Consider the following 23752-nt stretch of genomic DNA (forward strand, 5'->3'; position numbering starts at 1 on the left):
CCGGGTTTGAGTGACAAGCATCCGCGACACGATTGGACATATCGAGTAAGCGCGCTAATTCTTAACCCGCTCCCTTGGCGCTCATGGGAAAGCGACCGCCAAGACAATAGTGTTCCGCTGGTGAGCGCGAAGGAATCGGAGATGAGAAAAGACGTGAGAGGGCAAGAACGCCGAGGGAGTGCTCCGGCAGAAGCAAGAACAGAAGCTTTACTAATGCTGGTGTCGGCATGAATAAACCCCAGTGAGGAGGTTCTCACTGGGGTTTAAACGGGGTAGAGGCGACTAGATATCGAAGGCCTCTTCCAGCAGGTTCTTCTGCTCAATCTGGTGCACCTTGGCGTTACCGGTGGCAGTCGAGGACTGAGCACGGCGGGAAACGCGTACCAGCTCCGGCATATCCGGAATCAGGGTGCGCAGGTGCTCGTTGTAGAACGGCCATGGGCCCTGGTTGGCCGGCTCGTCCTGAACGAAGCGGACCTGGGTGGCGTTCGGGTAAGCCTCGAATGCCTCGCGCAGGCGGTTGAAAGGAATCGGGTGAAGCATTTCCACGCGGACGATGGCGATGTCATCGCGGCCATCGGCCTCGCGCTTCTTTTCCAGATCCCAGTACAGCTTGCCGGAGACCAGCATGATGGTCTTGACCTTGTCGGTATCGCCGACCTTATTGCCGTCGATGTCGACGTAGTTCGGGTCATTGATAACGGACTGGAAGCGCTTGACTTCGGTGAAGTCTTCCACGGCGGAGGTAGCTGCCTTGTTGCGCAGCATGGACTTCGGGGTGAAGACGACCAGCGGGCGCTTCATCTCACCGAGTGCCTGGCGGCGCAGCAGGTGGAAGTGGTTAGCCGGGGTGGAAGGCTGAGCCACGGTCATGGAACCCTCAGCGCACAGCTGCAGGTAGCGCTCGATGCGGGCGGAGGAGTGGTCCGGGCCTTGTCCCTCGTAGCCGTGTGGCAGGAGGAGTACCAGGCTGGACAGCTGGCCCCACTTCGCCTCACCGGAGGAGATGTATTCGTCGATGATGGTCTGGGCGCCGTTGGCAAAGTCACCGAACTGTGCTTCCCAGGCCACGAGAGCGTCTGGGTTGCCCACGGTGTAGCCGTACTCGAAGCCCATGCCGGCGAACTCGGTCAGAGCGGAGTTATAAACCATGAACTTGCCGCCGTTGCCCTTGGAGGTAGCGACGGCGTGCAACGGGTTGTACTCGTTGCCGTTGCGTGGATCGAAGGTGACTGCGTGGCGCTGGGTGAAGGTACCGCGACGGGAATCCTCACCAGCCAGGCGGACAACCTTGCCCTCACCAGCCAGGGAACCGAAGGCGATGAGCTCGCCCCAGCCCCAGTCGATGCCGCCCTTACGGGAGGACTTCTCGCGCTCCTTGGCTACCTTGCCCACGCGCTTGTGGTACTCGAAGTCCTCTGGTGGGTTGCCATAGGCGGCACCCAGCTCAGCCAGTTCCTCGGCGGTAATCGAGGTATCCAGGCCGCGGGTGAGCTCCTGGGAGGAGGTGATACCGGTCTGCTCCTTCGGGCGAGCCTTGCCGGCTTCCTTATGCTCAGCAAAGACGGATTCCATCTGGTCGTGGAAGTCGCGAGCGGCTGCCTCGGCGTCCTCGGCGGAAAGGTCACCACGGCCGATGAGGTCGTTGGTGTAGTGTTCGCGCACTGCCTGGTGCTCGTCGATGACCGAGTAGAGCTCCGGCTGGGTCATGGACGGATCATCGGCCTCGTTGTGACCGCGCAAGCGGTAGACCATGAGATCAATGAAGACGTCCTTGCCAAACTGGCGGCGGTACTCGGCTGCCATCTGACCAACCCAGACAACTGCTTCTGGGTCATCGCCGTTGACGTGGAAGACCGGGCAGTCGAAGCCCTTGGCCAGGTCGGTGGCGTAGTGGGTGGAGCGGCCGGAGTCCGGGGTGGTGGTGAAGCCCACCTGGTTGTTAACCACGATGTGGACGGTGCCGCCGTTAGTGTAACCGCGCAGCTGAGACAGGTTGATGGTCTCTTGGACAATGCCCAGGCCGGTGAAGGAAGCATCGCCGTGGAGCATGACTGGAACAACGGTGTGGCCCTCTGGGCCCTTGTCCAAGATGTCCTGCTTAGCGCGGGCGATGCCCTCCATGACCGGATCGACGGCCTCGAGGTGGGATGGGTTGGCGGCAAGGGTGACCTTGATTTCGCCATCGCCAAACATCTGCAGGTGGTGGCCCTCGGAGCCCAAGTGGTACTTCACGTCACCGGAGCCGCCGAGCTGGCCGCCCTTGTAGTTGCCGTCAAACTCGCCAAAGATATCGGCCAGTGGCTTGCCCACGATATTGAACAGGACGTTTAGGCGGCCGCGGTGTGGCATGCCGATGACGACCTCATCCAGATCCTGGCCGGCGGCGGTATCAATGATGGAATCCAGCAGCGGGATGAGGGTCTCGGCGCCCTCGAGGGAGAAGCGCTTCTGGCCCACGTACTTGGTCTGCAGGAAGTTCTCGAATGCTTCGGCGGCATTGACCTTCTGCAGGATGTACTTCTGCTCCGCGTTGGTCGGCTTTGGCATGCCCGCCTCCAGGCGGTCCTGCAGCCAGCCGCGCTCATCGCGGTCGAGGATGTGGGTGTATTCGGAGCCGACCTTCAAGGTGTAGGCGGCGCGCAGGCGAGAGAGCACCTCGCGCAGGGTCATCTGCTCCTTGCCGCCAAAGCCACCGACATTGAAGGTGCGGTCCAGATCCCAGATGGTCAGACCGTGGGTTGCGATGTCGAGGTCGCGGTGGTCCGGGTTAGGCAGGCCCGGCTGGATCCAGCCCAGCGGGTTGGTATCGGCCAGCAGGTGGCCGCGGGAGCGGTAGGACTCGATGAGCTGCATGACGCGGGTGTTCTTGTCCACGCCGGAGTTCGGCACGTCCTGTGCCCAACGGAACGGCTCATAAGGCACGCCCATGGAGGAGAAGAGGTCGTCCCAAAAGGCGCCGTCGACAAGCAGCTGGCCAATGGTGCGCAAGAACTCGCCGGACTCTGCACCCTGGATGACGCGGTGGTCATAGGTGGAGGTCAGGGTAACCAGGCGGCCGACGCCCAAGTCTGCCAAGCGGTCCGCGGAAGCGCCGGCGAACTCGGCCGGGTAATCCATGGAGCCCACGCCGATAATGGAGCCGGCGCCCTTAGTCAGGCGGGCGATGGAGTGGCGGGTGCCGATGCCGCCTGGGTTGGTGAGGTTAATGGTCACACCAGAGAAGTCATCCATGGTGAGCTTGTTCTTACGAGAACGGGTAACGATGTCCTCGTAGGCCTCAACGAACTCGGAGAAAGACTTGGTCTCGCACTCCTTGATGGCGGCGACGACCAACGCGCGGGAGCCATCCTTCTGCGGCAGGTCAATTGCCAAGCCCAGGTTAATGTGCTCCGGCTGGATGACAAAAGGCTTGCCATCCTTTTCCTCGTAGCGCACGTTCATGTCTGGGTGCAGCTGTACGGCCTTAACCATGGCGTAGCCGATGATGTGGGTAAAGGAGATCTTGCCACCGCGGGTGCGCTTGAGGTGGTCATTGATCATGGAGCGGTTTTCCCACATGAGCTTGACCGGCATATCGCGCACGGTGGTAGCGGTAGGAATCTCCAGGGATTCTTCCATGTTCTTCGCAATGGCCTTGAACATGCCCTTGAGCTGGCGCTCCTCGCCGCCCTTATAGTCCGCAATGCGGTCGAGCGGGGACTCGGGCTTCTTTACGGATTGCTTTGCCTTGGCGGTCTTTTCCTGCGCCTTGGTCACGGACTTTTCTACGTTAGTCTCGCGGGCCTCCTGCTTGCGGGCGGTAGTAGTACCCTCAGTCTTCTTTGCGGCAGGCTTAGACGGCTTCTTCGCGGCCTCCTTGGCTGGGGCCTTAGACTTAGGCGCGCCGTTTGCCTCGAAGTAGTCGCGCCACTCCTTATCTACGGAGCTAGGGTCCTTGGAGTACTGCTGGAACTGCTCGTCTATCAGCCACGCGTTGGGGCCGAAGATATTCGATGTGCTCACGGCAGGTATTCGCCTCATTTCTCTGCTTTAAAATGGTCGTTTATTCGACTTTAGTGCGGCCTTTGGACAAGCGCATAGGCCGCTCGCCAAAGAGTCTGCCTACATGATACGGGTCATACCCCTAAACTCACTATGTTAGGGGTATCAATAGCCCCACTTAACGGTTCCCGGCTACCCCTAGGCTTGGGTGAGGGGAGAAAGCTGCTCGCCGGCATGCTCGATGACCTGCTTGGCCAACTTGCGGTTGGCGGTGGTGCCCAGCACGGCGCCGATGCCCATGGGCATGAGCTTGCTGATCCACGCCCACTTCAGGCGCTTGGTGATTTGCTTGGTAAAAAGCTTGGTCAAGCGGCCGTTGATGCCAGACAGCGTCGGGCCGGAGAAGCGGGAGAGGCTAGCGGCCGAGCGCATGCCCGCCACGCTATTGAGATCGCCCACAAAGGTATCCACCAAAGCGGAGCCCTTCGAACCGGTCAGCACCACAAGTACAAGGGCGCGGCGGCGCTCGGGGGACTTGATGTCATCGCCACGCAGGTAGGCCGAAGCCAAGATGTACCACGCGGCCGCCTCCAAGAAGACCACGGATTCGCCGGCGATGGTAGCTGTGCCGGTTACCAAACCGACACCAGGGATGGCAGCGGAAGCACCGGCGGCCGCACCGGTGCCGGAGGTGATATTGAGGAAGTGCTTGTCAATGAGCTCCTGCAGCTGCTGCGGGCTCGCGTCTTTATTGCGCTTCTTTAAGTTCTCGACGTACTTGATAATGACGCCGGACTGCACGGCCACTGCGCGGTCCAAGGAATTGAGGAGCGCGGAGGTAAAACGGTTGGTATCTTCCGGATCGATGTCATAGGTATCGATGGTGTCGACCTCGGCGGAGTTGTCCTTTTTGTCTTTAGTAAAGAAACCCATGTGTCCTTCTCTTTTGCTAAAACTTATCTGCGCCCAGCATAGTAAAGGCTCTATTTATGCGCCGCCGCGCCGCTTTGAGATCGCCGAGGGCGTGCAAGCAACCTAAGCTAGTGAGTATGGTTACGCCGCACGAGAACAACCGCGATTCCGGGGGTTTCCCTCTGGAAGAGTCTTCCGCGGCGGCGCGCCTGAAAGCGGAGCAGGCCCACGAACGCGCCCGCCGCGCGCACGAAGAGGCCCAAAACGCCCTGGCCGATGAGCTCACCGTCCGCACTACCTCCGGGTGGGTGCGCGGCGTTATAGAGGAGGACCTGCGCACCGATCGCCCCATTAGCGCCGGTCCGGTGCTCACTTGGCGCGGCATCCCCTTCGGCGATACCACCGCCGGGGACAACCGCTTCCGCGCCCCGCAGCCCGCACCGGCTTGGGATGGCGTGCGTGATTGCAGCCAGTTCGGACCACCGGCCCCGCAGCCCACGTATTCCTGGACCGACCGTATTATCGGCTCCGAGAACTGCCTGCACCTCGACATCGTGCGCCCGCGCACCGAAGAGAAGCTTCCCGTGGTGGTCTACCTGCACGGAGGCAGCTTCATTATGGGCTCGTCCCATATGCTCATGCTCCGCGGCTTTGAGCTCGCCACTCGCATGGACGTGGTCTACGTATCCATTAACTTCCGCCTCAACTCCCTGGGCTATTTGGATTTGCGCAGCCTGGGCGGCGACTGCAGCGCTAACCCGGCGGTGGCCGATCAGATTCTGGCGCTGCAGTGGGTGCGCGACAATATCGCGGCCTTTGGCGGCGATCCTGATTCCGTCACCCTCATGGGCGAATCGGCCGGCGGCGCGGCGGTTCTCACCCTTATGACGAGCCCGCCCGCGAAGGGCCTATTCCACCGCGCCATTGCCCAGTCCCCGCCGATTGCGATGATCCATTCCCGCGCCCAGTCCACCTTGTGGGCGCGCGAGCTGGTCCACCGCATGGCCTTGCCCCGGCGCACCTCGGTGGAGGACCTGCGCCAGGAGAACTTTGCCGATCTGGTGCGCTCGGGTCAATCCATGATGTGGCGGGCCGGCGAGCTCATTCACCTCAATTCCTGCTACGCGCCCACGGTGGATGATGAGCTCATTCCGGAACACCCCATCGCCGCCTTTGAAAACGGGCATCAGCACCAGATTCCGCTGCTCATCGGCACGAACTCGGACGAGGCTAGTTTTGGCAAATTCCTCTTCCAGCGCCAAAGCTCCCGCGAGCGCGCCGCCTTGCGCCTTCTGGCTTCCTTCGATCCCCAGCACGCCCCCGAGGTCGTGGCCGCCTATGACGGCGCGGTGGCCCGGGAGGACTTTGCGCACCTGCTTGCCGACGCCCTCTTTTGGGCACCCTCCACCCGCATCGCCACCGCGCATGCGCAGGCGGCACCAACGTGGATGTATCGCTTCGACTTCGCCTCTGCCGTGCTCAAGTGGCTGGGCCTAGGAGCCATGCATTCGATGGAGCTGGGCAATGTCTTCGGTGACCCTTACTCCTCGCGCGCGTCTTTCCTTACCAATTGGGGCTCGCGTGCGGAGATGGAAGAACTTACCGCCACCATGCAGCAACACTGGTCTGCCTTCATCCATGGCGGCCGCCCGGAGATGAGCTGGCCACGCTACGGGTCCACTCAGCGCGCCACCATGATCTTCGATGCCGAGGCCTATATTGAGCATGCGCCGCATGAGCTCAAGCGACAAGCCTGGGAGGGATACCACATGTTGGAGTGGGGAAGTGGGCGCCCGGAGCTGGTGAGATCTTTGGGCTTCCAACCATCCGGGTGGGAATAACGGTAGACTCCACAGTGACCGCGGGCGGCGGCTTGCCTACCGTGGGAACCTCTGCTTCCGAAGGATGGATTTTAAACCACCATGAGCTTTTTCGAAGATATTGCTTCTGCATTGGATGCCGAGGGCATCGAGTCCCGCGTCAACGACGACGTCATGTTCGTTCCAATCACCTCTGATCTGGAAATCCAATTTATTGAAATCGATCCGCTTCTCCCCGCCGCGAACGTCTACATTGCCGCGGCGGATGTTGATGAAGACGATGAAGAATTTGAGGCAGTCCTTGTCTCCGTCGCCTTCTCTGTAGATGATGCCGTGGAGGCGGTGTCCCGCCACATCGCCACCGACCAGGTGGTCACCGTCCTGCGTGACCTGCTGGAGGGCACCGATGAGCGCATCGCGGAACTAGAATTTGCCCAAGATGAGCTCAACCCGCACCTCGTCGTGGCTGAAGTGGCCAATGACTCGGAGCTGCGCGTGCTCGTGGAAACCATCGACGGCGTCCCGTCCGCCATCGTCCGCTTCCTCGCCTTTGACTTCGACGAAGACGATCTCGATGACATGGAGGATGAGGCAGTCGCCCTCGCCTGGGAAGTGGACGAAGAGGATGAGGACCTCGACGAGGCTGACCGCCTTGCTCTCTTTGATAACGCCGAGTTTGATGACGTTCCCATCGTGGAGGTTCCCGCCGAGGCCCTTGAGCTTGGCACCTACACCGACTTCGATCGCCTCTTTGATGTCCTAGGCCTCGTCTCCGAGCAGGCCCTGGACTGGGAAGCACAGCTCGTTTCCTTCGATGACGAAGACTACGAAGAGCCCGATGTCTACGACATCTTCGGCGAAGACGACGAGGACGAAGATGAGTATTACTTGGACGGCGACGATGCCGACCTGGACGACGAATCCGCCGCCCCCGCAGCCGACGAAAAATAGCCCCCGCCTCCCCATAGCCCAGCCCCGCCGCCTTCCGCGGCCAGGCTGGGCCTTTCCCGTTTTAGGGGCCCTTTTGTGTTGCTACTTTCGCGCGCCGCCAATTAGGCTTTAGGGCATCCCCAGCCTGCAGCTGGAAATCCGCCCTAAACCTAGCCTTGTGAGGAGGAGAAGACCATGGCGATGACCCGCGATACCACGTGGCGCTACGTCTTTGTTGTAGTAGCCGTGGCACTCTCGCTTGCCGCGTGGTTATGCACCGTCTTTGGGGTGTACTCCACGGTAAATATGACTTTCGAGTCCTACCTGACCGCCAGCGTCTGGGTCCTCCTCCTAGCGGCCGCGGTGCTGCTATATACCTCGCAGCATGGGCTGGTGCCTAACTGCATCCTCCTGTATCCGATCTTCGGCGCCTCCATCAACCTGCTGTTGGGCTCGTTGACGGTGCGCACGCAGGTGCCGATGTTCTTCGATGCTGTCGGCACCGCCATCGTCGCCATCATCGCCGGTCCCGTGCTCGGCATGGCCACGGGGCTTACCACCACCGTATTGGGCGGAGCGTACTTTGCCTATAATCTCGCCTTTGCGCCCGTAGGTATCTTTATCGGTGCCGCAGTAGGCCTGCTGGCTCGCCGCGGGGTATTCAACAAGCTGTCCTGGATCATTTTCTCCGGCCTCGGAATAGGCATCGGCTCCGGCGTGATGAGCGTGTACGTACTCATCTTTTCCTTCAGTGGTCACCCACGCAAGGGGCCACAAAACCTCACCAAGTTCTACGAGATGATCGTCCAAGACGAGCGCCTGGCCATCATCTTGCAGGGCCTTACCTCGGACATTCTGGATAAGGTCTTTACCGTCCTCATCGCCTGCTTGGTCCTGCGCTTTATGCCAAAGGCAATCGCCCGCCACTATACGGTGACCTTCAACCACGAGGTGATGAAGAAGGTGCTCCACGCGCCTGACCCGCATGCAGAGTCAGACGCATCTGCGCAGTCAACACAACAGCGAGCGACCGCCTAGGCGGCTTGGCTGAAGCCGGCGAAGAGCGACTCGGGGGAGTGGACCGGCTGATAGGAGCTATCCACGAGCCACACATAAGTGGCATTCGGGCCACGGGAGACCTCGTGGACTGCACCCACCATCTCTGCCGGCACGAGCGTGCGTATCCAGCCCTCGGCCACAGCTGGATCTACCGGCTGACCAAAGTTCTCGGTAATGCGGATGGTAATCAGATACGCCGGAATGCGGTCTTGCCCAAAGCCACGCACGCGGGCCTTCACGCGCGCACCCACGCGGTGGCGGGTAATGCTCATGCAATACTCTCCGCCCGGTCCACCGGCGGGCGTCGGCAGTTGCTTTATCGGTGGGCGCCAGGTGGGAGTAGGGCGCGCCAGGGAGCGCGGGTGGTGCATGATGGCGGCGATGGAATTGATGGTGTCATATTCGTGGTAGAGCAAGTCCGCCGCAATCTCGGAAGCGGACTGAGGCAGGTTCATCGCGGTGGGCTGGGGAAACTTCTTTTGTACGTTGTGCATGGCCATCACACTAGAACCCAACGCGGACACAACCCCACCAAAAACAAACATATGTTCGAACATAAGTCGCAAATGGCTTTCCCTGACGCCAAGGATTAGAGTTGCAGCCGATATGATGAATACACGCAGTGGGGAAGTAGAACACGAGGAAGCGCCCAAGATTCCGCGCGAAATCTGGGTCATGGTCACGGCCGCCTTTATTATCGCTTTGGGCTATGGCCTTATCGCCCCGCTGCTTCCGCAGTTCGTGGTGAGCTTCGATGTCTCCATGGCTGCCGCGGGCCTAGTGGTCTCCATCTTCGCCGCCTCGCGCCTTATCTTCGCGCCCATGTCCGGATCGCTTGTGGATCGCGTCGGCTCGCGCCGCGTCTATCTTATCGGGCTCATGACCGTCGCGGTGACCACGGGTCTAGTCTCCATTGCACAAAGCTACTGGCACATCGTGGCCCTGCGCGCCCTGGCCGGGATTGGCTCGACCATGTTCACCGTCTCCGCCATGGGGCTTATCGTGCGCATGTCTCCGCCGACGATTCGCGGCAAGTGCTCTGCCACCTACGCCACGGCCTTCCTGCTCGGTAACGTCGCCGGCCCGGTTCTTGGTGCCAGCCTGTCCTTCCTGGGTTTCCGATGGCCATTTTTCATCTACGGCGTGGGCGTGGCACTGGCCGCGTTCGTCGTCTGGTGGCAAATGCCTCGCGTCAACCACAAGCAGGCCAGCCAGGATAAGCTGCCGCCCATGCGCCTGCAGGAGGCCTGGGGCGATACCGCCTACCGCGCGGTGCTGACCTCCAACTTTGCCCATAGCTGGATCAACATGGGAGTGCGCGTATCCGTCCTGCCGCTTTTTGCCGCCTCCATCTTCCACAATGGCGCGGCCGCCTCCGGCCTGGCGCTCGCAGTCTTTGCAGCCGGCAACGCCATCGTGTTGCAGTTCTCCGGCAAGTGGTCCGATATCCACGGCCGCAAACCACTTATCCTCATCGGCCTCGTCGGCTCCGCCATCTTCATGGTGCTCATGGGCATGGCCACCAGCGTGTGGTTCCTCCTGCTCGTCTCTGCCTTCGCCGGCGCTTCTTCCGGGCTTATCAACCCCTCCCAGCAGGCCGCGGTGGGCGACATCGTGGGCAATGACCGCTCCGGCGGCAAGGTGCTATCCACCTTCCAGATGGCCGGAGACTTCGGCCAAATCTTGGGCCCCATGCTCATTGGCCTGCTTGCCGACGCCTCCGGCTTCCCCCTCGCCTTCACCGTCTGCGGTGCCATCGCCTTCATCGGCATCATTGCCTGGGCATTCAGCCGCGACCCGCACGCCGGGGTGGGGAACAAGCCGAAGCGAGTTCCGCAGGAGAAGTAGGCACTTATTCTCGGCTAGAGAATTTCAGCCAATTGGGAAACGCAAAGGTAAACGAAGGCAACGGAGATTACCGCCATCAAGGTGTTGACGATCCAGCCGTTTCTCCATTGTTTCGGGGTGTGTTTGGTATTCAGCAGGACCAAGAGGGTAAGGCCTAAGAACGGCATAAACAATGCGCCCAGGACGCCGTAGGCGATGATGAGTCCGGTTGGCTTTCCAAGGAGCAAAAGCAGCATTGGTGGGAAAGTTAGCCAGATGAGGTAAGCGCGGTAATACTTTCCACCAGTACTGGTCCGGGGATCGCCTTGCGGGATCTTTTTGAGGTGACCGATGTAGTCGGCAAACATCAGGGATACACCGTTCCAAACACCAAGGCAGGAAGAGAACGCGGCGGAGAAGAACCCGACGATGAACAATTTGGACATGAAAGTCCCGTAGCGTTCCTCTAGTACGTCCGCCATATCAACGAGACCCTGATCATTATCGGAGACCGCGACGTTGGCGCTGTAGAGGAGTTCAGCACCCAGCGCGAGTGTGGCTAACACAAAAATTCCGGTAACTGCGTATGCCACCGCATTGTCCATGCGCATGACCTGCATCCATTTCGGTGTGTACCATTCCTTTTCTCGCAGCCAGTAGCCATAAGCGGCAAGCGTGATTGTGCCGCCCACTCCGCCGGCGATGGACAACACGTAGACGAAGGAGCCATCCGGAATCTGCGGTACCAAACCGCCGATAACTTCGGGAAGGTTCGGGGCCGTAATGGCTGCGATACCCACCACGGTGACAAACATGATTCCGACCAAGATGGCTGATAGCTTCTCGAAAAGCTGATACCGCCCAAGCCAAGTTAGAGTAAAGCAGGATATTCCGGCAATAATTGCCCACATTTCTAGGCTGGTACCTGGGAAAAGAGCGCTAAGAGCGAGACCAGCGCCGGACATCGATGCAGCACCGTAGACAAGACCCCAAATAACGATATAAGGGGCAAAATACCAGGAAGTCCACCGTCCCAACTCGCGCCAGCCATGGAACATCGTGTTTCCGGTAGCAAGGCTATACCGACCGACGCCTTCGACCAGCACAATTTTCATAATTGTTCCGATAATGACCGCCCAAAGGAGTGCGTAGCCATAGCGTTGACCGGCAATCATGGTGGCAACTAGGTCGGCTGCGCCGACGCCTGTTGCGGCCGCAACTAGCCCCGGACCGACCAGGGTCCATTTCACTCTTGTCTGGTCGGTTGATTCTGTGTCGTGCTTGCCCCCTGCAGGCCGGGCGGAATTCGATTCGCTGGTCTGGCTCATAGCACCCTCTCGATTGATTGTGTTTCTAATCACTATAGGGAGAGTGCTGTCTAGTATCAGGAAAACGAGGAATTCAATTCCTCGAGCGGAGATTTAAGCCACCGTTCTTCCCGCAGCATAGAGAGCCTTGGGCATTGACCTCTGGAGCTTCCACTCAAATTGAATTGGCTTTTCTCCATGGTGGGAAACATAATCCACTGCACCGAGGTAGGTATATGCGCTCGCTGTCCCTACTTTGTTTTTCTTGGTAAAGCGCGAGGCAATGAGAGTTTTTCCATCTCGCTCCTGATGGCCGATATATCGCCTAGCCGCCTTTGATTTCAAAGTCGTTGTCGATTGAGATTCCCAGTGCAACAGATCGGGTGCTATTGGATAGTCTCGGTAATTCGTGGAGGCACTGACTTGCTCGTCCTTTTGAAACGTCACCAAGAAAAGATCAGTGTTGATATCGGGAAAATATTTCACACCTTCGCGTGGCAGGTTTACAAGCTGGTGAAGGCTTCCCGACTCTAAAGCACCAATAAGCTCGGCCAACGAGTAATCCGCATGCGTCTCCAAAACTGAACTATCGCTATGTTGTGGAACGATGCGTGAGGAGTCACTGCTCAGTCGCATAACCTGCTCCAATTCCCAAGCAACTTGTGGATGCTGGCGCAAAATCGTCAAGGCCGCGTCATAGGATCCAGGGTGCGGAGAATTTGAGTTTGCCCAGAATCCGAGTACGAGCATTCGGGTGAAGGCCTGGTCGGACGGCTCCATGTCGGCGTAGTGAAGACTTGGGGTGCAAAGGATGCGCAGATAGGCATCGATTCGGTGTGGATCGTTGACGTGAAGGAAGACTCGAATTCTGTTAAGTAGAAATGATTCGGTCTCATCGGCCTTTTGCTCTAGTAGGCCTTCTTCTCGAAGAAGCCGTGTCCACGAATATTTCGACGGGCGGTAGATATCCTCTAGTTGCAGGTTAGAATCCTCAAGGAACTCTTTGAGATTCGTGGTTCGAATTTCAGAGAGCAATGCACGCACTTTCCGTAAGGAATTTCGTGAGACCTTCTTAACGTTTCGGAGAACCTGCTCGGTCGTCGATTGGTCGAACTGGATATGCGAACCCGGTGGGGTGGTGGGGAAGCCCTGCTCAATTTCTTCAGCTAAGCGCTTGCCCCGCTTCCGGGTTAAGGCATGGAATTTTCGCTCAAAATCAAAATCGACGTGCTGCTGTCCAATGAAATCGAGAATGACGCAGGAGTCCTTGCCTGGAGATAGACGAAGACCACGACCCAGTTGTTGTAGAAAGACCACAGGGCTTTGTGTCGGGCGGAGCAAAAGAAGGGTGTTAACAGAAGGAATATCAACGCCCTCATTAAATATATCTACAGAGAACAGGACTTTGACGTCGCCAGTCTCCAGATCTTTGATGGCCCGAGCACGCTCGGTGGCGGTGAGATCGCTTGTGACAGCTCGCGCTGGGATTCCAAATTGCTGGAATTGCCGCGCCATATATTCTGCGTGGGCAATCGTGACGCAAAAGCCGATAGCTTTCATCTCTGAGAGATCGAAGATGCGTCGGTTTAGCTCGTTAACAATGAAGCGGGTGCGCTTTTCTCCCGCTTTGATGTAGAACTCGGAGAGCTCTTCGGTGTTGTAGTCCTTTTTGCCTCGGCTCCATGTCAATGAGGAAAGGTCCGTTCCGTCGGCAATCCCGTAGTAATGCATGGGGACTAAAAGCTGTAGACGCAATGCATCCCACAAACGAAGTTCATGAGCTACGCGATAGTCAAAGTATTTCTGGACGTTTTCTCCATCACCACGTTCTGGTGTTGCCGTTAAACCCAGGAGCTCTTGTGGCTGGAGGTGGTCCAAAAGTGCTTTATAAGTGGGGGCTTGTGCGTGATGAAACTCGTCGATTATTACGACATCAAAATGGTTGCTACTTAGGTTTTGTAAACGGGAAGCGCTGAGAGATTGCACGCTGGCGAACACATAGTCCCAGCGGCGAGGCTGAGCGCCGTCGACTAGCAGCTCGCCAAAGTCCGCATCTTTAAGCACTTCCTGGAATGTCCGGCGGGCTTGTTGAAGAATTTCTTTCCGGTGTGCAACGAAAAGCAGCCGAGGGCGTCGCTTCCATTGTTCGCATAGGTTCCGGTAATCCAATGCGGCAACTACCGTCTTTCCTGTTCCTGTAGCAGCAACCAGGAGGTTCCTATGTCGATCTTTTACCTCACGCTCTGAGCGTAGCGCCTCGAGCATCTCTTCTTGGTAGGGGTAAGGAGTTACCTCAAGGCCAGATAACTCCAGTTGGCGAAGCGCCCCGGAGTTTTCGCCACCCTTGGCGACGCGAAGAGACCGCTCGAGTCTCTCCATGTCGCGATTAGGGTCGAAGGTCTTGAAATGACTGTCGTGCCAGTAGCTATCGAAAGTCTTGATGAACTTATCGATTACTTCAGGAGTCGCGGTATTGGACCCGCGGACATTCCACTCCCAACCATCGACGAGAGCAGATCGGGAAAGGTTGGAACTGCCGATAAAGGCAGTATCGAACCCGGATTTTCGGCGGAACAGCCAAGCTTTGGCATGAAGGCGAGTGGATTTGTGCTCATAGCAAATCTTTACTTCGGCCTGATATTTCTCAACCAATCGCTTGAGCGCTGCTGCGTCGGATGCACCGCAGTAGGTAGAAGTGAGTAGCCGGAAAGGGATCTCGTTATCGCGAAGGTACTCGAGTTGTCTATCAAGAACGCTGATGCCGGAGTTCTTGATGAACGCACAGAGCAGATCAACCGAATCAGCAGTTTTGATTTCTCTCTCGATTTCGCTGGTTAAACTAGATTCTCCTTGGGCGTTAGTGAATAGTGCACTCTTGGTGAGTGAAACATCCGGAAGCAGGGGAGGGTCCGCCAATCCGGAGTTGTATACGGCGTAGAGGAGTTCTTCGGAATCAATCTCTTCATCTTCACCCAGTAGAAGCGCGATGTTGTTGATTAGGGCAACCCGGTCTTCGGGTGACTTTAAACCGTATAGCCGTCGCTCTAGAAGTGAACCAATGTGTTGTGAAACCGCCGAGGTATAGCGGCCATGAGCTTCTTCATCGGAGCTTCTTCCAATACCGAATCCTGCAGCAGGATGTTGGTTTAACGTTTCGTTCATGCGTTCACGGATTCGGGCCGTAATAGGGGTCTCGTAAACGCCGAAAGGTAGGGAAGAGTCAGGGTTAGTACTCATAATGACCAAATTCTAAATGCTACGAAATGCAAATTGGCTGATTCAAGGATTGGCGAAGTAATTTTTCTCCAGGCGGTGTTGCCCTTCAGTGATTTTGAGGCATGGCATTCACTAGAGTTCTTTGGTCTCAATTAAGAAGAGCAATCCCCGCAGTCTAAATTTTTATCCCTGTTGATTGGAGACTGGATTGAGAAGTCCAAAATGGCTACGAGATGAGATTCTGTTGGTCGCCGAAATCGGAATCCGTTTAGGATGGCCAGCTACAGGACCTAAGGAGGAAATATCTCGGGTTTCCAAACTACTGGCTAGGGGAGTCATGTATGGAGACGAGTTCCAGCCAGGTCCTAAATTTAGGAATGTCAACGGCGTGAGCCGAAAATACTTTGATCTCTACTCGGCGCGACCCTCCTATGAAGGGCAAACGACAAACGGAGGCAAGGCAACGCAGGAAATCGCAGCGTTGGCGGAATCCGATCCGCAATTGGTAGTGCGTTTGGCGGAGGATATCCGCCGCATGCTGGCAGAAGGAAAATACGAAAGGAAGAATCTTTCTTTTCTCAGCTGTGACTAGAAGCAATAGCTTCTACTGCCGGGATATCTGCGGGAGCCCACGCCAGGTGTGCGGCCTCTGTGGAGGTAACCCATTTTGTAGCGTCGTGATCGGTCAGGCGTAGGTCGCCGTCGACAAGCGTGCAGTAGAAAGTGGTTAGCTCAATGGTCGCAAAATCGTACTCGTAGGTTGTTGTCGTCACTTTCTGGCCGACCTCGGCAATGAGGTTGAGCTCCTCGCGAATTTCTCGCGCTAGAGCTTGCTCAGGAGATTCGCCAGGCTCGATCTTTCCACCAGGAAATTCCCAATGGCCTTCCAGGGGCTTGCCTGGTTTCTTGCGGCAGGCGAGGAACCGCTCGCCGTCGTGGAAGACGGCGCCAACGACGCGAATGGGGTTAGACATGACTCCATTGTGCCTTGGATCTCGAAAACATCTAGACAGTGAGCTGTTACTTAGATAACATATCCCCAATGTTCGCGTAAGGCTGTCACGCGGGCTTGATTTTTGTATGCAAGCTTGAGGAGACGGTTTTACTGTGACTTCTACCGAATCTGTCTACACCTCGCACCAGAGCCATGACGGGGAAATCCCGCAGCCTGGGGGACGGTGGAAACTCTTTTTATATAGCGCCATCGGCGCGTTCGTATTCTTCCTGCCGGTGACGTACCAGGATAAGCGCTCCATTCCTTTGGATCACATGGTCACCATGGTGCGCGAAGGAATTCCGGCGCTGGTGCCGTGGATTATCTTTGCTCTTGCTGTCTACGGCACGGTGCGCAGCTTTACCACCGGGGCGTTTAAGGAAAGCGCGCTGCAAGCGGTCTTTGCGTTGCTCAACATTGTGGGTGCGGTGGTCTCCTTCCTTATGGTCATCGATGCGCTGCCGTGGGTCCTGGGCGATGAAGACCTGGTGCCGTTCCTCTGGAACTCCATTGCGATTCCGGTGGGCCTCATCGTGCCGATTGGCGGTGCTTTCTTGGCATTTTTGATTGGCTTTGGCCTGCTGGAATTTGTCGGTGTGCTCATGCAGCCAATCATGCAGCCGGTGTGGAAGACACCGGGGCGCTCCGCCATTGACGCGGTGGCCTCGTTCGTGGGCTCGTATTCGCTGGGTATTTTGGTCACGGACCGCGTTTATCAAAAAGGTGGCTATACCGGTAGGGAAGCAGCGATTATTGCCACCGGGTTTTCGACGGTCTCTGCGGCCTTTATGGTGATCGTCGCCAAGCAGCTAGACCTGATGAACATTTGGGGTACCTACTTTGCGGTCACGCTGATAGTGACCTTCTTGGTGACGGCTATTACGGTGCGTATTCCGCCGCTGCGCACCATTCCTGATGAGTATTGCGAGGGTGTAAAGCCTGACCCAGAGAAGTCGATAGAGGGCTCGCGCATCAAGAACGCGTGGCGCGAAGCGATGCTGGCTCTGCAGCGCGCGCCATCCCTGCCCGCAGCAATTTGGGAGAACCTGCGTGATGGTGTGCGCATGGCAGCGGCCATCGTGCCGTCCATTATGTCGGTGGGCCTTATTGGCCTGCTGCTGGCGCGCTTTACGCCCCTCTTTGAGTGGATCGGCTACCTGTTTTACCCGTTCGCGTGGGTAGTGCAGCTGCCGGAGCCGGTCCAGGCCGGCAAGGGCGCGGCCATGGGTATTGCGGAGATGTTCCTGCCCGCCACCGCAGTGGCAGGCAGCGACAGCATGGTGCTCAAGTTCGTCATCGGCGTAGTAGCAGTCTCCGCCATCATTTTCTTCTCCGCGCTGGTGCCGTGCATTCTGGCCACCAAGATCCCGGTGAAGCTGACCCATCTGGTCATCATCTGGTTTGAGCGCGTGGCGCTGACCATTCTTATCGCCACCCCGATTGCACACCTGCTGTTTTGATAAGTTGAACCCAAGACGGGTAAGAGGATCGATATCGCTGGAGGGAAATGATGCTTATAGCCACTATCGCAGCTGAGGTAGCTTTTTGGCTGTGCTTAGTGGCTGGCTGCCTCTTGCGCTATGTGTTTAATCTGCGCAAACTCGGCTTGATACTTATGGCCGCGACCCCAATTATCGACCTGCTGCTCTTAGTATTTTTCTATGTGAGCCTGAGCCAAGGTGGTACGGCGCAGTTTATGCACGGTTTCGCGGCTTTTTATATTGCCTTTTCAGTTGTCTTTGGCAAAGACATTATTGGGTTCGTCGACCAGAAAGTTTCTGGCGCCAACCCTCGCACAGGGCCTAAAGATGACCAGCGCAGTTTCACACAGTGTGTCCTCGCAAGTGTTGGCGCAGCGCTTTTGCTGTTAATAGGAAATGTGGTGACTGGCTTAGCGGGTAGCTTCTGGCTTGTCTACTGGCTCATCGCCGTCGCCTTTACTCCCGCTATGTGGTGGGGAGTCCAACGTTGGATGAGTAAGAAAGCTACCCGTTAAACTGCACGGCCCAGGTAAAACCAAACGCCGTTGGGGTTTAGCTAGTGAGGTGGGCCGTTACGATGTCGTCGATAAGCCGCGCCGCTGCCTTGGCGGTGCGGTTATCTATGTCAAAGGTGGGATTGAGCTCAACGACGTCCACCAGGGCCAGCTTGCCCGTTCGCGCAATAGCCACGGCCATGGCGCGGATGCGCTCATAACTGACGCCCAGGGACGCCGGTGCGGATACGCCCGGCGCGGTGGAGGCTGGCAAAACGTCGAGGTCGATGGACAGGTGGACCTTGTCCTTTCCCTCGGTGGCTCGGGCGGCAAGCTCGCCGCACTCGGCCGGCGAGAGGTTGACCAGCTCTTCGTCCAGGGTGATGGCCACGCCGAGGGACTCGGCTTCGTCGAAAAGCACCGCCGTGTTATTGGGGCGGGAGATACCCAGCACGGTGTAGTCGAAGTCATCGGTGAGCTCCGAAATCTGCTTGAACGGGGTGCCGGAGGTGGCTTGATCGGCGCGGCGCAGATCGAAGTGGGCGTCCAAGTTGATGATCTTAGTGGCGCCTACCGCACGGTAGAGGCCGCGGTGGGAGCCAAAGGCGGTCTCGTGACCGCCGCCCAGAATGATGGGGAGGGTGCCGGCTTCGACGAGTTCCTGGACCTTATCGGAGAGCGCATCGTGGGCGCCGTCGAGGTCGTCGGCTTGGGTGGTGATCGTGCCGGCGTCGGCAAGCGCATGCGTATGGTGCACCGCCAAGGAACCCAGTGCGGAACGCAGCGCGGCCGGGCCTGCGGCTGCACCCTGGCGGCCGCCGTTGCGCAGCACGCCCTCATCGGAGGCAAAGCCCACCAGGGTTATCGGGGCGGGGGAGTCGGTGGACTGATTGATAACGCTATGCCAGCGGGCATGCTCTGGGCCCGGGCCATCGGAGCGACCGGACCATTCGGGGGCGGGGGTGAAAAGTTCAGCTTTTTCGGTGTTCATGGTTATCGATGTTAGGCGGGGAATTACATCAGCGCAGCGATGCCGTAGGCAAACGGTGCGGCGATGACGGTGGACAATATGACGCGCTCGAACCAGATTATGATGATGTTCTTAATGCTCAGTGGAATGTCCGTGGCCAGCACGGAAGGCACCATAGAGGAGAAGAAGAATACCTGGGAGACTGACACCATGGCGATAATAAGCCTTAGGACATCGGACTCCGCGCCGGCAACCAAGGTGGCTGGCAGGAAGAGCTCAGATAGGCCAATGGCGAGTGCTTCGGAGCCAAGGCCCGGATCCGGCACTCCCAAGATCCACAGCACGGGGTAGAACAGGTAGCCAAAATAGGTAAAGAACGGGGTGTAGAAGGCGACTACCAAGCCAAGGAAGCCTACGGACATGATGCCTGGTAGAACCTGCATGGTCATGAGCAAGCCATCGCGAAAGTTGTGCCACAGTACCTTCCAGAGCGGTGGCGAATCACGGAGAACTGTCTTAGCTTCTTCCCAGGCAGCGTGCGCACGGCTGTCATCGACCTCGGATTCCGGGTTGGGTTCCGCGCCGGGGTAGTAGTCTTCTGGGATGGTAGCGATGGGTGGAATGCGCACCATGATTATTGTCACCAGGAAGGTGACGATGAGGGTGGCTCCGAAATACATACCCCACACACTCATGAGGTCAAGGGCGCGGGCAATGACCACCATGAATGTGGCGGAGGCGGTAGAAAAGCCGGCTGCGATAATGGCAGCTTCCTTGCCGGTATATCCACCGGCTTTATAGACGCGGTTAGTTACGAGTAGCCCCAGCGAGTAGCTGCCGACGAAGGAGGCCACTGCATCGATAGCAGAGCGGCCCGGTGTCTTATAGAGAGGACGCATGATGGGCTGGACCCATACGCCCATGTACTCCATGAGGCCGAAACCGACGAGCAGCGCGAGGAAAATGGCGCCTACTGGTATCAATAGGCCAACGGGAATGACCAGCTTATTGAGGAGGAAGGGGCCAAGGTCTTCTCTAAAAATAAAATCCGGACCAAAGTCGAACACCAGCATGACCGTGATGACAACTGCCAAGATATTCAGAAATGAAAAGACCGCGCGGGCTGCAGAAGTCTTCCACCCTCCGGTGATAAAGGGCGTGACGGCGCCGGCGATGATAAGCAGCAGCACTACGTACTTGGAGCCGCTACCTAGGGTGTCAGAAATCCAACCCACCAGGTGATCTAGCAGGATGGTGTTTTCTCCTCCGAAGGGAAAGGGGACGAAGAAGGCGAAGATGCCGAGTCCGCTATATACAAAGAACCGCCAGGTGTTTTTCACCGGAGGGGTGGCGATTTCAGCACGGGGATTCTTGGTGTCAGTCATGGTGTTTCCATTTCAGAATCATCCGCGGGCCGGCTCAGCAAGCCACTCGGGGATAAGGGAGTTATGCTCGCCTAGCTGCGGAGCTGGCTCTGGTGAGCGGGAGCCGGTCAAGCGCAGAGGAGAGCTTAAGGTGGTGAACCCATCGGATTCGGTGAAAAGCACGTCGCGCTCGGTGCCAACTTCTCCGTGCAAGGCCTCATCGACGGAATGCACCGGCGCAGTGGGGACTCCGTGCTCCTGGAACAGCGCGAGCGCTTGCTCGACGGTCTTGCCCCGCAGGGCGTCCTCGATGATGGAACGGATCTCTTCGCGGCGCTCCTTGCGAGCGGCGTTGGAGTTATATCGCGGGTCATCGACCATGTACTCCAAGCCCAAGGCACGCGTGAGGCAGCCGAAGAGCTTCTCATTCAAGATGGCAATGACCACCTCGCCATCGTCTACACGGTAAGTACTGAAGGGAACCGTCATGGCATGGTCGCTGCCGACGGCCGTAGGTACCTCGTCCTCGTAGAGGTCGCGCATGGCCACCGACTCTAGAATGGAGACAAGGGAGTCAAACATAGCGACGTCCACGTGCTGCCCGCAGCCGGTTCGGTGGCGCTCTTGCAAGGCGCCGAGTGTGCCAATGGCGCCGTAGAGTCCGGGGATTAGATCTCCCAGACTGATTCCTACGCGGGTTGGGCGCCCTCCCGGCCAGCTGGTAATGGACATGATGCCGCTCATAGCTTGCGCGACGAGATCGTAGGCTGGTGCCTTGCTCATCGATCCGGTTTGACCAAAACCGCTAATACTGGTGACGATGAGCTGCGGGTTGAGCTCCATGAGGGATTCGGGAGAAATGCCCAGCTTTTCCATTACTCCCGGGCGGAAGTTTTCTACGAGGACGTCTGCGCGTTTGACTAGCTCGCGTAGAGTAGCCAGATCCGAATCCTCTTTCAGGTTTAGGGTGATGCCCTTTTTGGATCGGTTGAACAGCCGGTAATAGGCGGAATCACCATTGAAGTCTGGGCCAAAGTTGCGTGAATCATCGCCCCAAGGCGTTTCGATCTTGATGACCTCAGCTCCTAGATCTGCCAAGATCATGGAGCAAAAAGGGCCAGCCAGAACCCGCGACATATCCAGTACGCGCAGGCCTTCGAGGGAGTGTGGGTGTCCGGTGGTGACCATAGGGAACTCCTTTCGGGAAGGTGGTTTAGACAAAAGCGGAAAGGCCTGTAATGGATCGAGCCGCGACCAGTTGGTTGATATCGAAAGTGCCCTCGTAGGAGTAGATGGCCTCAGCATCACAGAAGTGCTTGGCGGCGGTGTAGTCAGAAATGATGCCGTTTCCGCCAAGCAGCTCTCGGCCAAGAGCAGCTGATTCGCGCATCAGCTTGGATACGTGTGCCTTTGCTAGAGCAGAGTGTTCACCACGGGTCTCTCCGCGAGCCTCCAACCGCGATAGGGCTGCCATCATGGACTCGGAGGCGATGAGATTGCCCAGGATGGTGGATAGCTTGGACTGGTTTATTTGGAAGCTGGCCAGTGGTTTTCCAAATTGGTTGCGATTAGCGGTGTATTCCAAGGCGGTATCGAGCACACCCATTTGTAGTCCCACTGCTTGCCAGCCCACCGTGGAGCGGGCGGACTTTAATACCTTGTTGGTGTCTTTGAAGGTATTGGCATGAGCCAGTTTGTAATCGTCTGGAACAAAGACGTCGTTTAGCGTGATATCAGCATTTTGGACGGCGCGAAGCGCGATGCGGTTTTCCATGAGGGTGGCCTTGTAGCCTTCCCAGGAGGTATCCACCAGGAATCCCTTGACATGGTTGTCCTCTGGGTCGCGAGCCCAGATGATGACGTAGTCAGACCATGTAGCGTTGCCGATCCAACGCTTGGCGCCGTTGAGGATCCATCCGCCATCGACCTTCCTGGCGGTGGTGGACATGTCTTGGGCGACATCGGAGCCAGCATCTGGCTCGGTGATTGCGAAGACGCCGGTCTTTTTCACCGCATAGATATCTGGGAGCCAACGCTTTTTCTGTTCTTCGGAGGCTAGTAGCTCGATTGAACCGGTAAACAGCCCATCCTGGCCGCTAAAGAAGGTGCCAACCGAGGCATCAGCGCGATGGATTTCTGCCGTGACGAGCCCAGCTAATAGGTGGGAGCGGCCTTGGTGGCGTACGAGGCTGATGATGTCGAGGTCTTGAATCGAGGGGAGTAATTCATGGGGGAATTCCGAACGGTTCCAGTAGTCGGTGGCGATAGGGCGAACCTTCTCGTGGGTCCAATCGCGGACCTTGTGCAGAATCTCAAGTTCTTCCGCGGGAAGGTCTTGTTCGAATCCGTAGAAGTCTCCGTCTGGGTAGCGGCCAGGCATAGGGTTCTCCAATCTCATGGGTAATCTGACGCACAATTGGTTTCAGAATGTAATCTGTGACACTCTGTGGGGGATAGGTTACGGAGTGCGGCAAGACGGAGCACTAGCTGAACCGTGTGGAAAGTCTTGTATGTGAGACTGTTAAAAAGTAAGTTATTTCTGTGTAGTAACAGTTATTGGTAGCGGAGGATGGGTGACAGTGGCTAAATCTCAGGTCCCAGCGGCAAGAAACGTGCTCGCTATTTTGCGGTTGCTTTCTACTATTGACGTCCCCATTTCTGCCAGTCGTATCCGTTCTGAGCTGGACCTACCGCGCTCGTCTACCTATCACCTGCTTAATGAAATGGTGGAGTCTGGCTTTGTAGTCCACATCGAGGAAAACCAAACTTACGGTCTTGGGCTTGCTGCATACGCCATGGCTTCGGCATATTCCACGCAACAGCCACTCGTACGACTAGCCACTAATCAACTGCGCGATATAGCAACGGTGGTGGCCGGCTCGGGCCACGTTGCGCGCATGTCTGGATCAGAGATTGTCTATTTGCAAGAGGTGCGAGCACCGGGGGCCGTTTCCTTGGTGACGGATAAGGGGGTGCGCTTGCCTGCGTATAAGACTGCTTCCGGAAAGATTATGATGGCCTACCAGTCAGACAGTGAGGTGCGTGCCGCCTTTTCCGATAAGGGGGCATCTGCCTATTTCTCTCCCTATAAGAAGCAGGTGGATGTCTTTCGTGCTCGTGGGTGGGCAGAGGAAAGGGAAGAAATTTCTAAAGGGCAAGCAACGGTCGCGGTAGCGGTTATGGATCACCTCAGACGCCCTTCCGCGTCACTGGCCGTGACCTTTTCCATAAACGAGGAAAACCTAGCGAAAGAGGGGGTGGTGGTGGACCGCCTAACGATATTGGCTAAGGATCTTTCTCGCCGTATCTATGGCAAAAAGTCCGCCGGTTAGGTTTCCCATCCTCACATGGCAAAAATATGATGTAGCATACATCTATCGCGTTGGGCTGTCGC

The 23752-nt window shown here is 57.5% G+C and carries 18 protein-coding genes; 8 read left to right on the forward strand and 10 right to left on the reverse strand.

Annotated features, from left to right (window positions below; genetic code table 11):
• Positions 1-282: 282 nt before the first annotated feature.
• Together MHY22_RS02385 and MHY22_RS02390 are read right to left on the reverse strand one after the other, a co-directional pair.
• Positions 283-4023, reverse strand: a complete 3741-nt coding sequence (locus tag MHY22_RS02385) for a multifunctional oxoglutarate decarboxylase/oxoglutarate dehydrogenase thiamine pyrophosphate-binding subunit/dihydrolipoyllysine-residue succinyltransferase subunit (protein WP_239277904.1) — start codon at positions 4021-4023, stop codon at positions 283-285.
• Positions 4024-4182: 159 nt separating this feature from the next.
• Positions 4183-4917 (reverse strand): hypothetical protein, encoded by a 735-nt coding sequence (locus tag MHY22_RS02390; protein ID WP_239277905.1) that lies wholly within the window; start codon positions 4915-4917, stop codon positions 4183-4185.
• A 116-nt stretch (positions 4918-5033) separates the two neighbouring features.
• Here MHY22_RS02390 and MHY22_RS02395 point away from each other — a divergent pair, with 116 nt between their 5' ends.
• The 3 genes from MHY22_RS02395 to MHY22_RS02405 all read left to right on the forward strand — a co-directional run bounded on the left by MHY22_RS02395 (position 5034) and on the right by MHY22_RS02405 (position 8684).
• Complete coding sequence (locus tag MHY22_RS02395) at positions 5034-6737, forward strand: carboxylesterase/lipase family protein (protein ID WP_239277906.1); 1704 nt, start codon at positions 5034-5036, stop codon at positions 6735-6737.
• Between the two features lie 81 nt (positions 6738-6818).
• Positions 6819-7667, forward strand: a complete 849-nt coding sequence (locus MHY22_RS02400; protein WP_239277907.1) for a DNA primase — start codon at positions 6819-6821, stop codon at positions 7665-7667.
• Positions 7668-7841: 174 nt separating this feature from the next.
• A complete protein-coding gene (locus MHY22_RS02405; protein WP_005327533.1) occupies positions 7842-8684 on the forward strand; it encodes a hypothetical protein in 843 nt (280 codons plus the stop codon).
• Here the strand turns inward: MHY22_RS02405 and MHY22_RS02410 are convergent.
• Positions 8681-9199: a hypothetical protein gene (locus MHY22_RS02410; protein ID WP_236587076.1), complete on the reverse strand. Its 519-nt coding sequence runs from the start codon at positions 9197-9199 to the stop codon at positions 8681-8683. The two genes, MHY22_RS02405 and MHY22_RS02410, sit on opposite strands and share 4 nt — an antisense overlap.
• Positions 9200-9311: 112 nt before the next feature.
• On the opposite strand from MHY22_RS02410, the gene MHY22_RS02415 reads away from it, so the two are divergent.
• Complete coding sequence (locus MHY22_RS02415; protein WP_239277908.1) at positions 9312-10553, forward strand: MFS transporter; 1242 nt, start codon at positions 9312-9314, stop codon at positions 10551-10553.
• Between the two features lie 14 nt (positions 10554-10567).
• Here the strand turns inward: MHY22_RS02415 and MHY22_RS02420 are convergent, their stop codons facing one another.
• Both MHY22_RS02420 and MHY22_RS02425 read right to left on the reverse strand, forming a co-directional pair.
• Entirely contained in the window at positions 10568-11860 is a 1293-nt protein-coding gene (locus MHY22_RS02420; RefSeq protein WP_239277909.1) for an Nramp family divalent metal transporter, read from the reverse strand.
• Positions 11861-11953: 93 nt separating this feature from the next.
• Positions 11954-15076, reverse strand: a complete 3123-nt coding sequence (locus MHY22_RS02425) for a DEAD/DEAH box helicase (protein ID WP_239277911.1) — start codon at positions 15074-15076, stop codon at positions 11954-11956.
• Positions 15077-15443: 367 nt separating this feature from the next.
• Between MHY22_RS02425 and MHY22_RS02430 the strand changes: the two genes are divergently transcribed.
• Positions 15444-15647, forward strand: a complete 204-nt coding sequence (locus MHY22_RS02430) for a hypothetical protein (protein WP_239191599.1) — start codon at positions 15444-15446, stop codon at positions 15645-15647.
• Here the strand turns inward: MHY22_RS02430 and MHY22_RS02435 are convergent.
• Positions 15634-16029 carry a (deoxy)nucleoside triphosphate pyrophosphohydrolase gene (locus tag MHY22_RS02435; RefSeq protein ID WP_239277912.1) on the reverse strand — a complete coding sequence of 132 codons (396 nt, stop codon included), beginning with the start codon at positions 16027-16029 and terminating at the stop codon, positions 15634-15636. The genes MHY22_RS02430 and MHY22_RS02435 overlap by 14 nt on opposite strands.
• Before the next feature lie 133 nt (positions 16030-16162).
• Here MHY22_RS02435 and MHY22_RS02440 point away from each other — a divergent pair, with 133 nt between their 5' ends.
• Both MHY22_RS02440 and MHY22_RS02445 read left to right on the forward strand, forming a co-directional pair.
• Entirely contained in the window at positions 16163-17509 is a 1347-nt protein-coding gene (locus MHY22_RS02440; RefSeq protein WP_239277913.1) for a YjiH family protein, read from the forward strand.
• Positions 17510-17607: 98 nt separating this feature from the next.
• Positions 17608-18045 (forward strand): hypothetical protein, encoded by a 438-nt coding sequence (locus MHY22_RS02445; RefSeq protein WP_239277914.1) that lies wholly within the window; start codon positions 17608-17610, stop codon positions 18043-18045.
• Positions 18046-18082: 37 nt separating this feature from the next.
• Here the strand turns inward: MHY22_RS02445 and hutG are convergent, their stop codons facing one another.
• From hutG to MHY22_RS02465, 4 genes are read right to left on the reverse strand one after another with little or no spacing between them, the layout of a single operon-like run.
• Positions 18083-19015 carry a formimidoylglutamase gene (gene hutG / locus MHY22_RS02450; RefSeq protein ID WP_239277915.1) on the reverse strand — a complete coding sequence of 311 codons (933 nt, stop codon included), beginning with the start codon at positions 19013-19015 and terminating at the stop codon, positions 18083-18085.
• Positions 19016-19038: 23 nt separating this feature from the next.
• Entirely contained in the window at positions 19039-20379 is a 1341-nt protein-coding gene (locus MHY22_RS02455) for a YjiH family protein (protein ID WP_239277916.1), read from the reverse strand.
• Between the two features lie 18 nt (positions 20380-20397).
• Positions 20398-21546, reverse strand: a complete 1149-nt coding sequence (locus MHY22_RS02460; protein WP_239277917.1) for a CaiB/BaiF CoA-transferase family protein — start codon at positions 21544-21546, stop codon at positions 20398-20400.
• A 25-nt stretch (positions 21547-21571) separates the two neighbouring features.
• Positions 21572-22738 carry an acyl-CoA dehydrogenase family protein gene (locus MHY22_RS02465; RefSeq protein WP_239277918.1) on the reverse strand — a complete coding sequence of 389 codons (1167 nt, stop codon included), beginning with the start codon at positions 22736-22738 and terminating at the stop codon, positions 21572-21574.
• 199 nt (positions 22739-22937) lie between these two features.
• Between MHY22_RS02465 and MHY22_RS02470 the strand changes: the two genes are divergently transcribed.
• Complete coding sequence (locus MHY22_RS02470) at positions 22938-23690, forward strand: IclR family transcriptional regulator (protein WP_239277919.1); 753 nt, start codon at positions 22938-22940, stop codon at positions 23688-23690.
• Positions 23691-23752 lie beyond the last annotated feature (62 nt).

The organism is Corynebacterium sp. ACRPO (genome assembly GCF_022347205.1).
Taxonomy (GTDB): Bacteria; Actinomycetota; Actinomycetes; order Mycobacteriales; family Mycobacteriaceae; genus Corynebacterium.

Coding starts and splice junctions, on each gene's coding strand:
- MHY22_RS02385 (WP_239277904.1), bottom strand. CDS start 4,023: ATGAGGCGAATACCTGCCGTGAGCACATCGAATATCTTCGGCCCCAAC.
- MHY22_RS02390 (WP_239277905.1), bottom strand. CDS start 4,917: ATGGGTTTCTTTACTAAAGACAAAAAGGACAACTCCGCCGAGGTCGAC.
- MHY22_RS02395 (WP_239277906.1), top strand. CDS start 5,034: ATGGTTACGCCGCACGAGAACAACCGCGATTCCGGGGGTTTCCCTCTG.
- MHY22_RS02400 (WP_239277907.1), top strand. CDS start 6,819: ATGAGCTTTTTCGAAGATATTGCTTCTGCATTGGATGCCGAGGGCATC.
- MHY22_RS02405 (WP_005327533.1), top strand. CDS start 7,842: ATGGCGATGACCCGCGATACCACGTGGCGCTACGTCTTTGTTGTAGTA.
- MHY22_RS02410 (WP_236587076.1), bottom strand. CDS start 9,199: ATGCACAACGTACAAAAGAAGTTTCCCCAGCCCACCGCGATGAACCTG.
- MHY22_RS02415 (WP_239277908.1), top strand. CDS start 9,312: ATGATGAATACACGCAGTGGGGAAGTAGAACACGAGGAAGCGCCCAAG.
- MHY22_RS02420 (WP_239277909.1), bottom strand. CDS start 11,860: ATGAGCCAGACCAGCGAATCGAATTCCGCCCGGCCTGCAGGGGGCAAG.
- MHY22_RS02425 (WP_239277911.1), bottom strand. CDS start 15,076: ATGAGTACTAACCCTGACTCTTCCCTACCTTTCGGCGTTTACGAGACC.
- MHY22_RS02435 (WP_239277912.1), bottom strand. CDS start 16,029: ATGTCTAACCCCATTCGCGTCGTTGGCGCCGTCTTCCACGACGGCGAG.
- hutG (WP_239277915.1), bottom strand. CDS start 19,015: ATGAACACCGAAAAAGCTGAACTTTTCACCCCCGCCCCCGAATGGTCC.
- MHY22_RS02455 (WP_239277916.1), bottom strand. CDS start 20,379: ATGACTGACACCAAGAATCCCCGTGCTGAAATCGCCACCCCTCCGGTG.
- MHY22_RS02460 (WP_239277917.1), bottom strand. CDS start 21,546: ATGGTCACCACCGGACACCCACACTCCCTCGAAGGCCTGCGCGTACTG.
- MHY22_RS02465 (WP_239277918.1), bottom strand. CDS start 22,738: ATGCCTGGCCGCTACCCAGACGGAGACTTCTACGGATTCGAACAAGAC.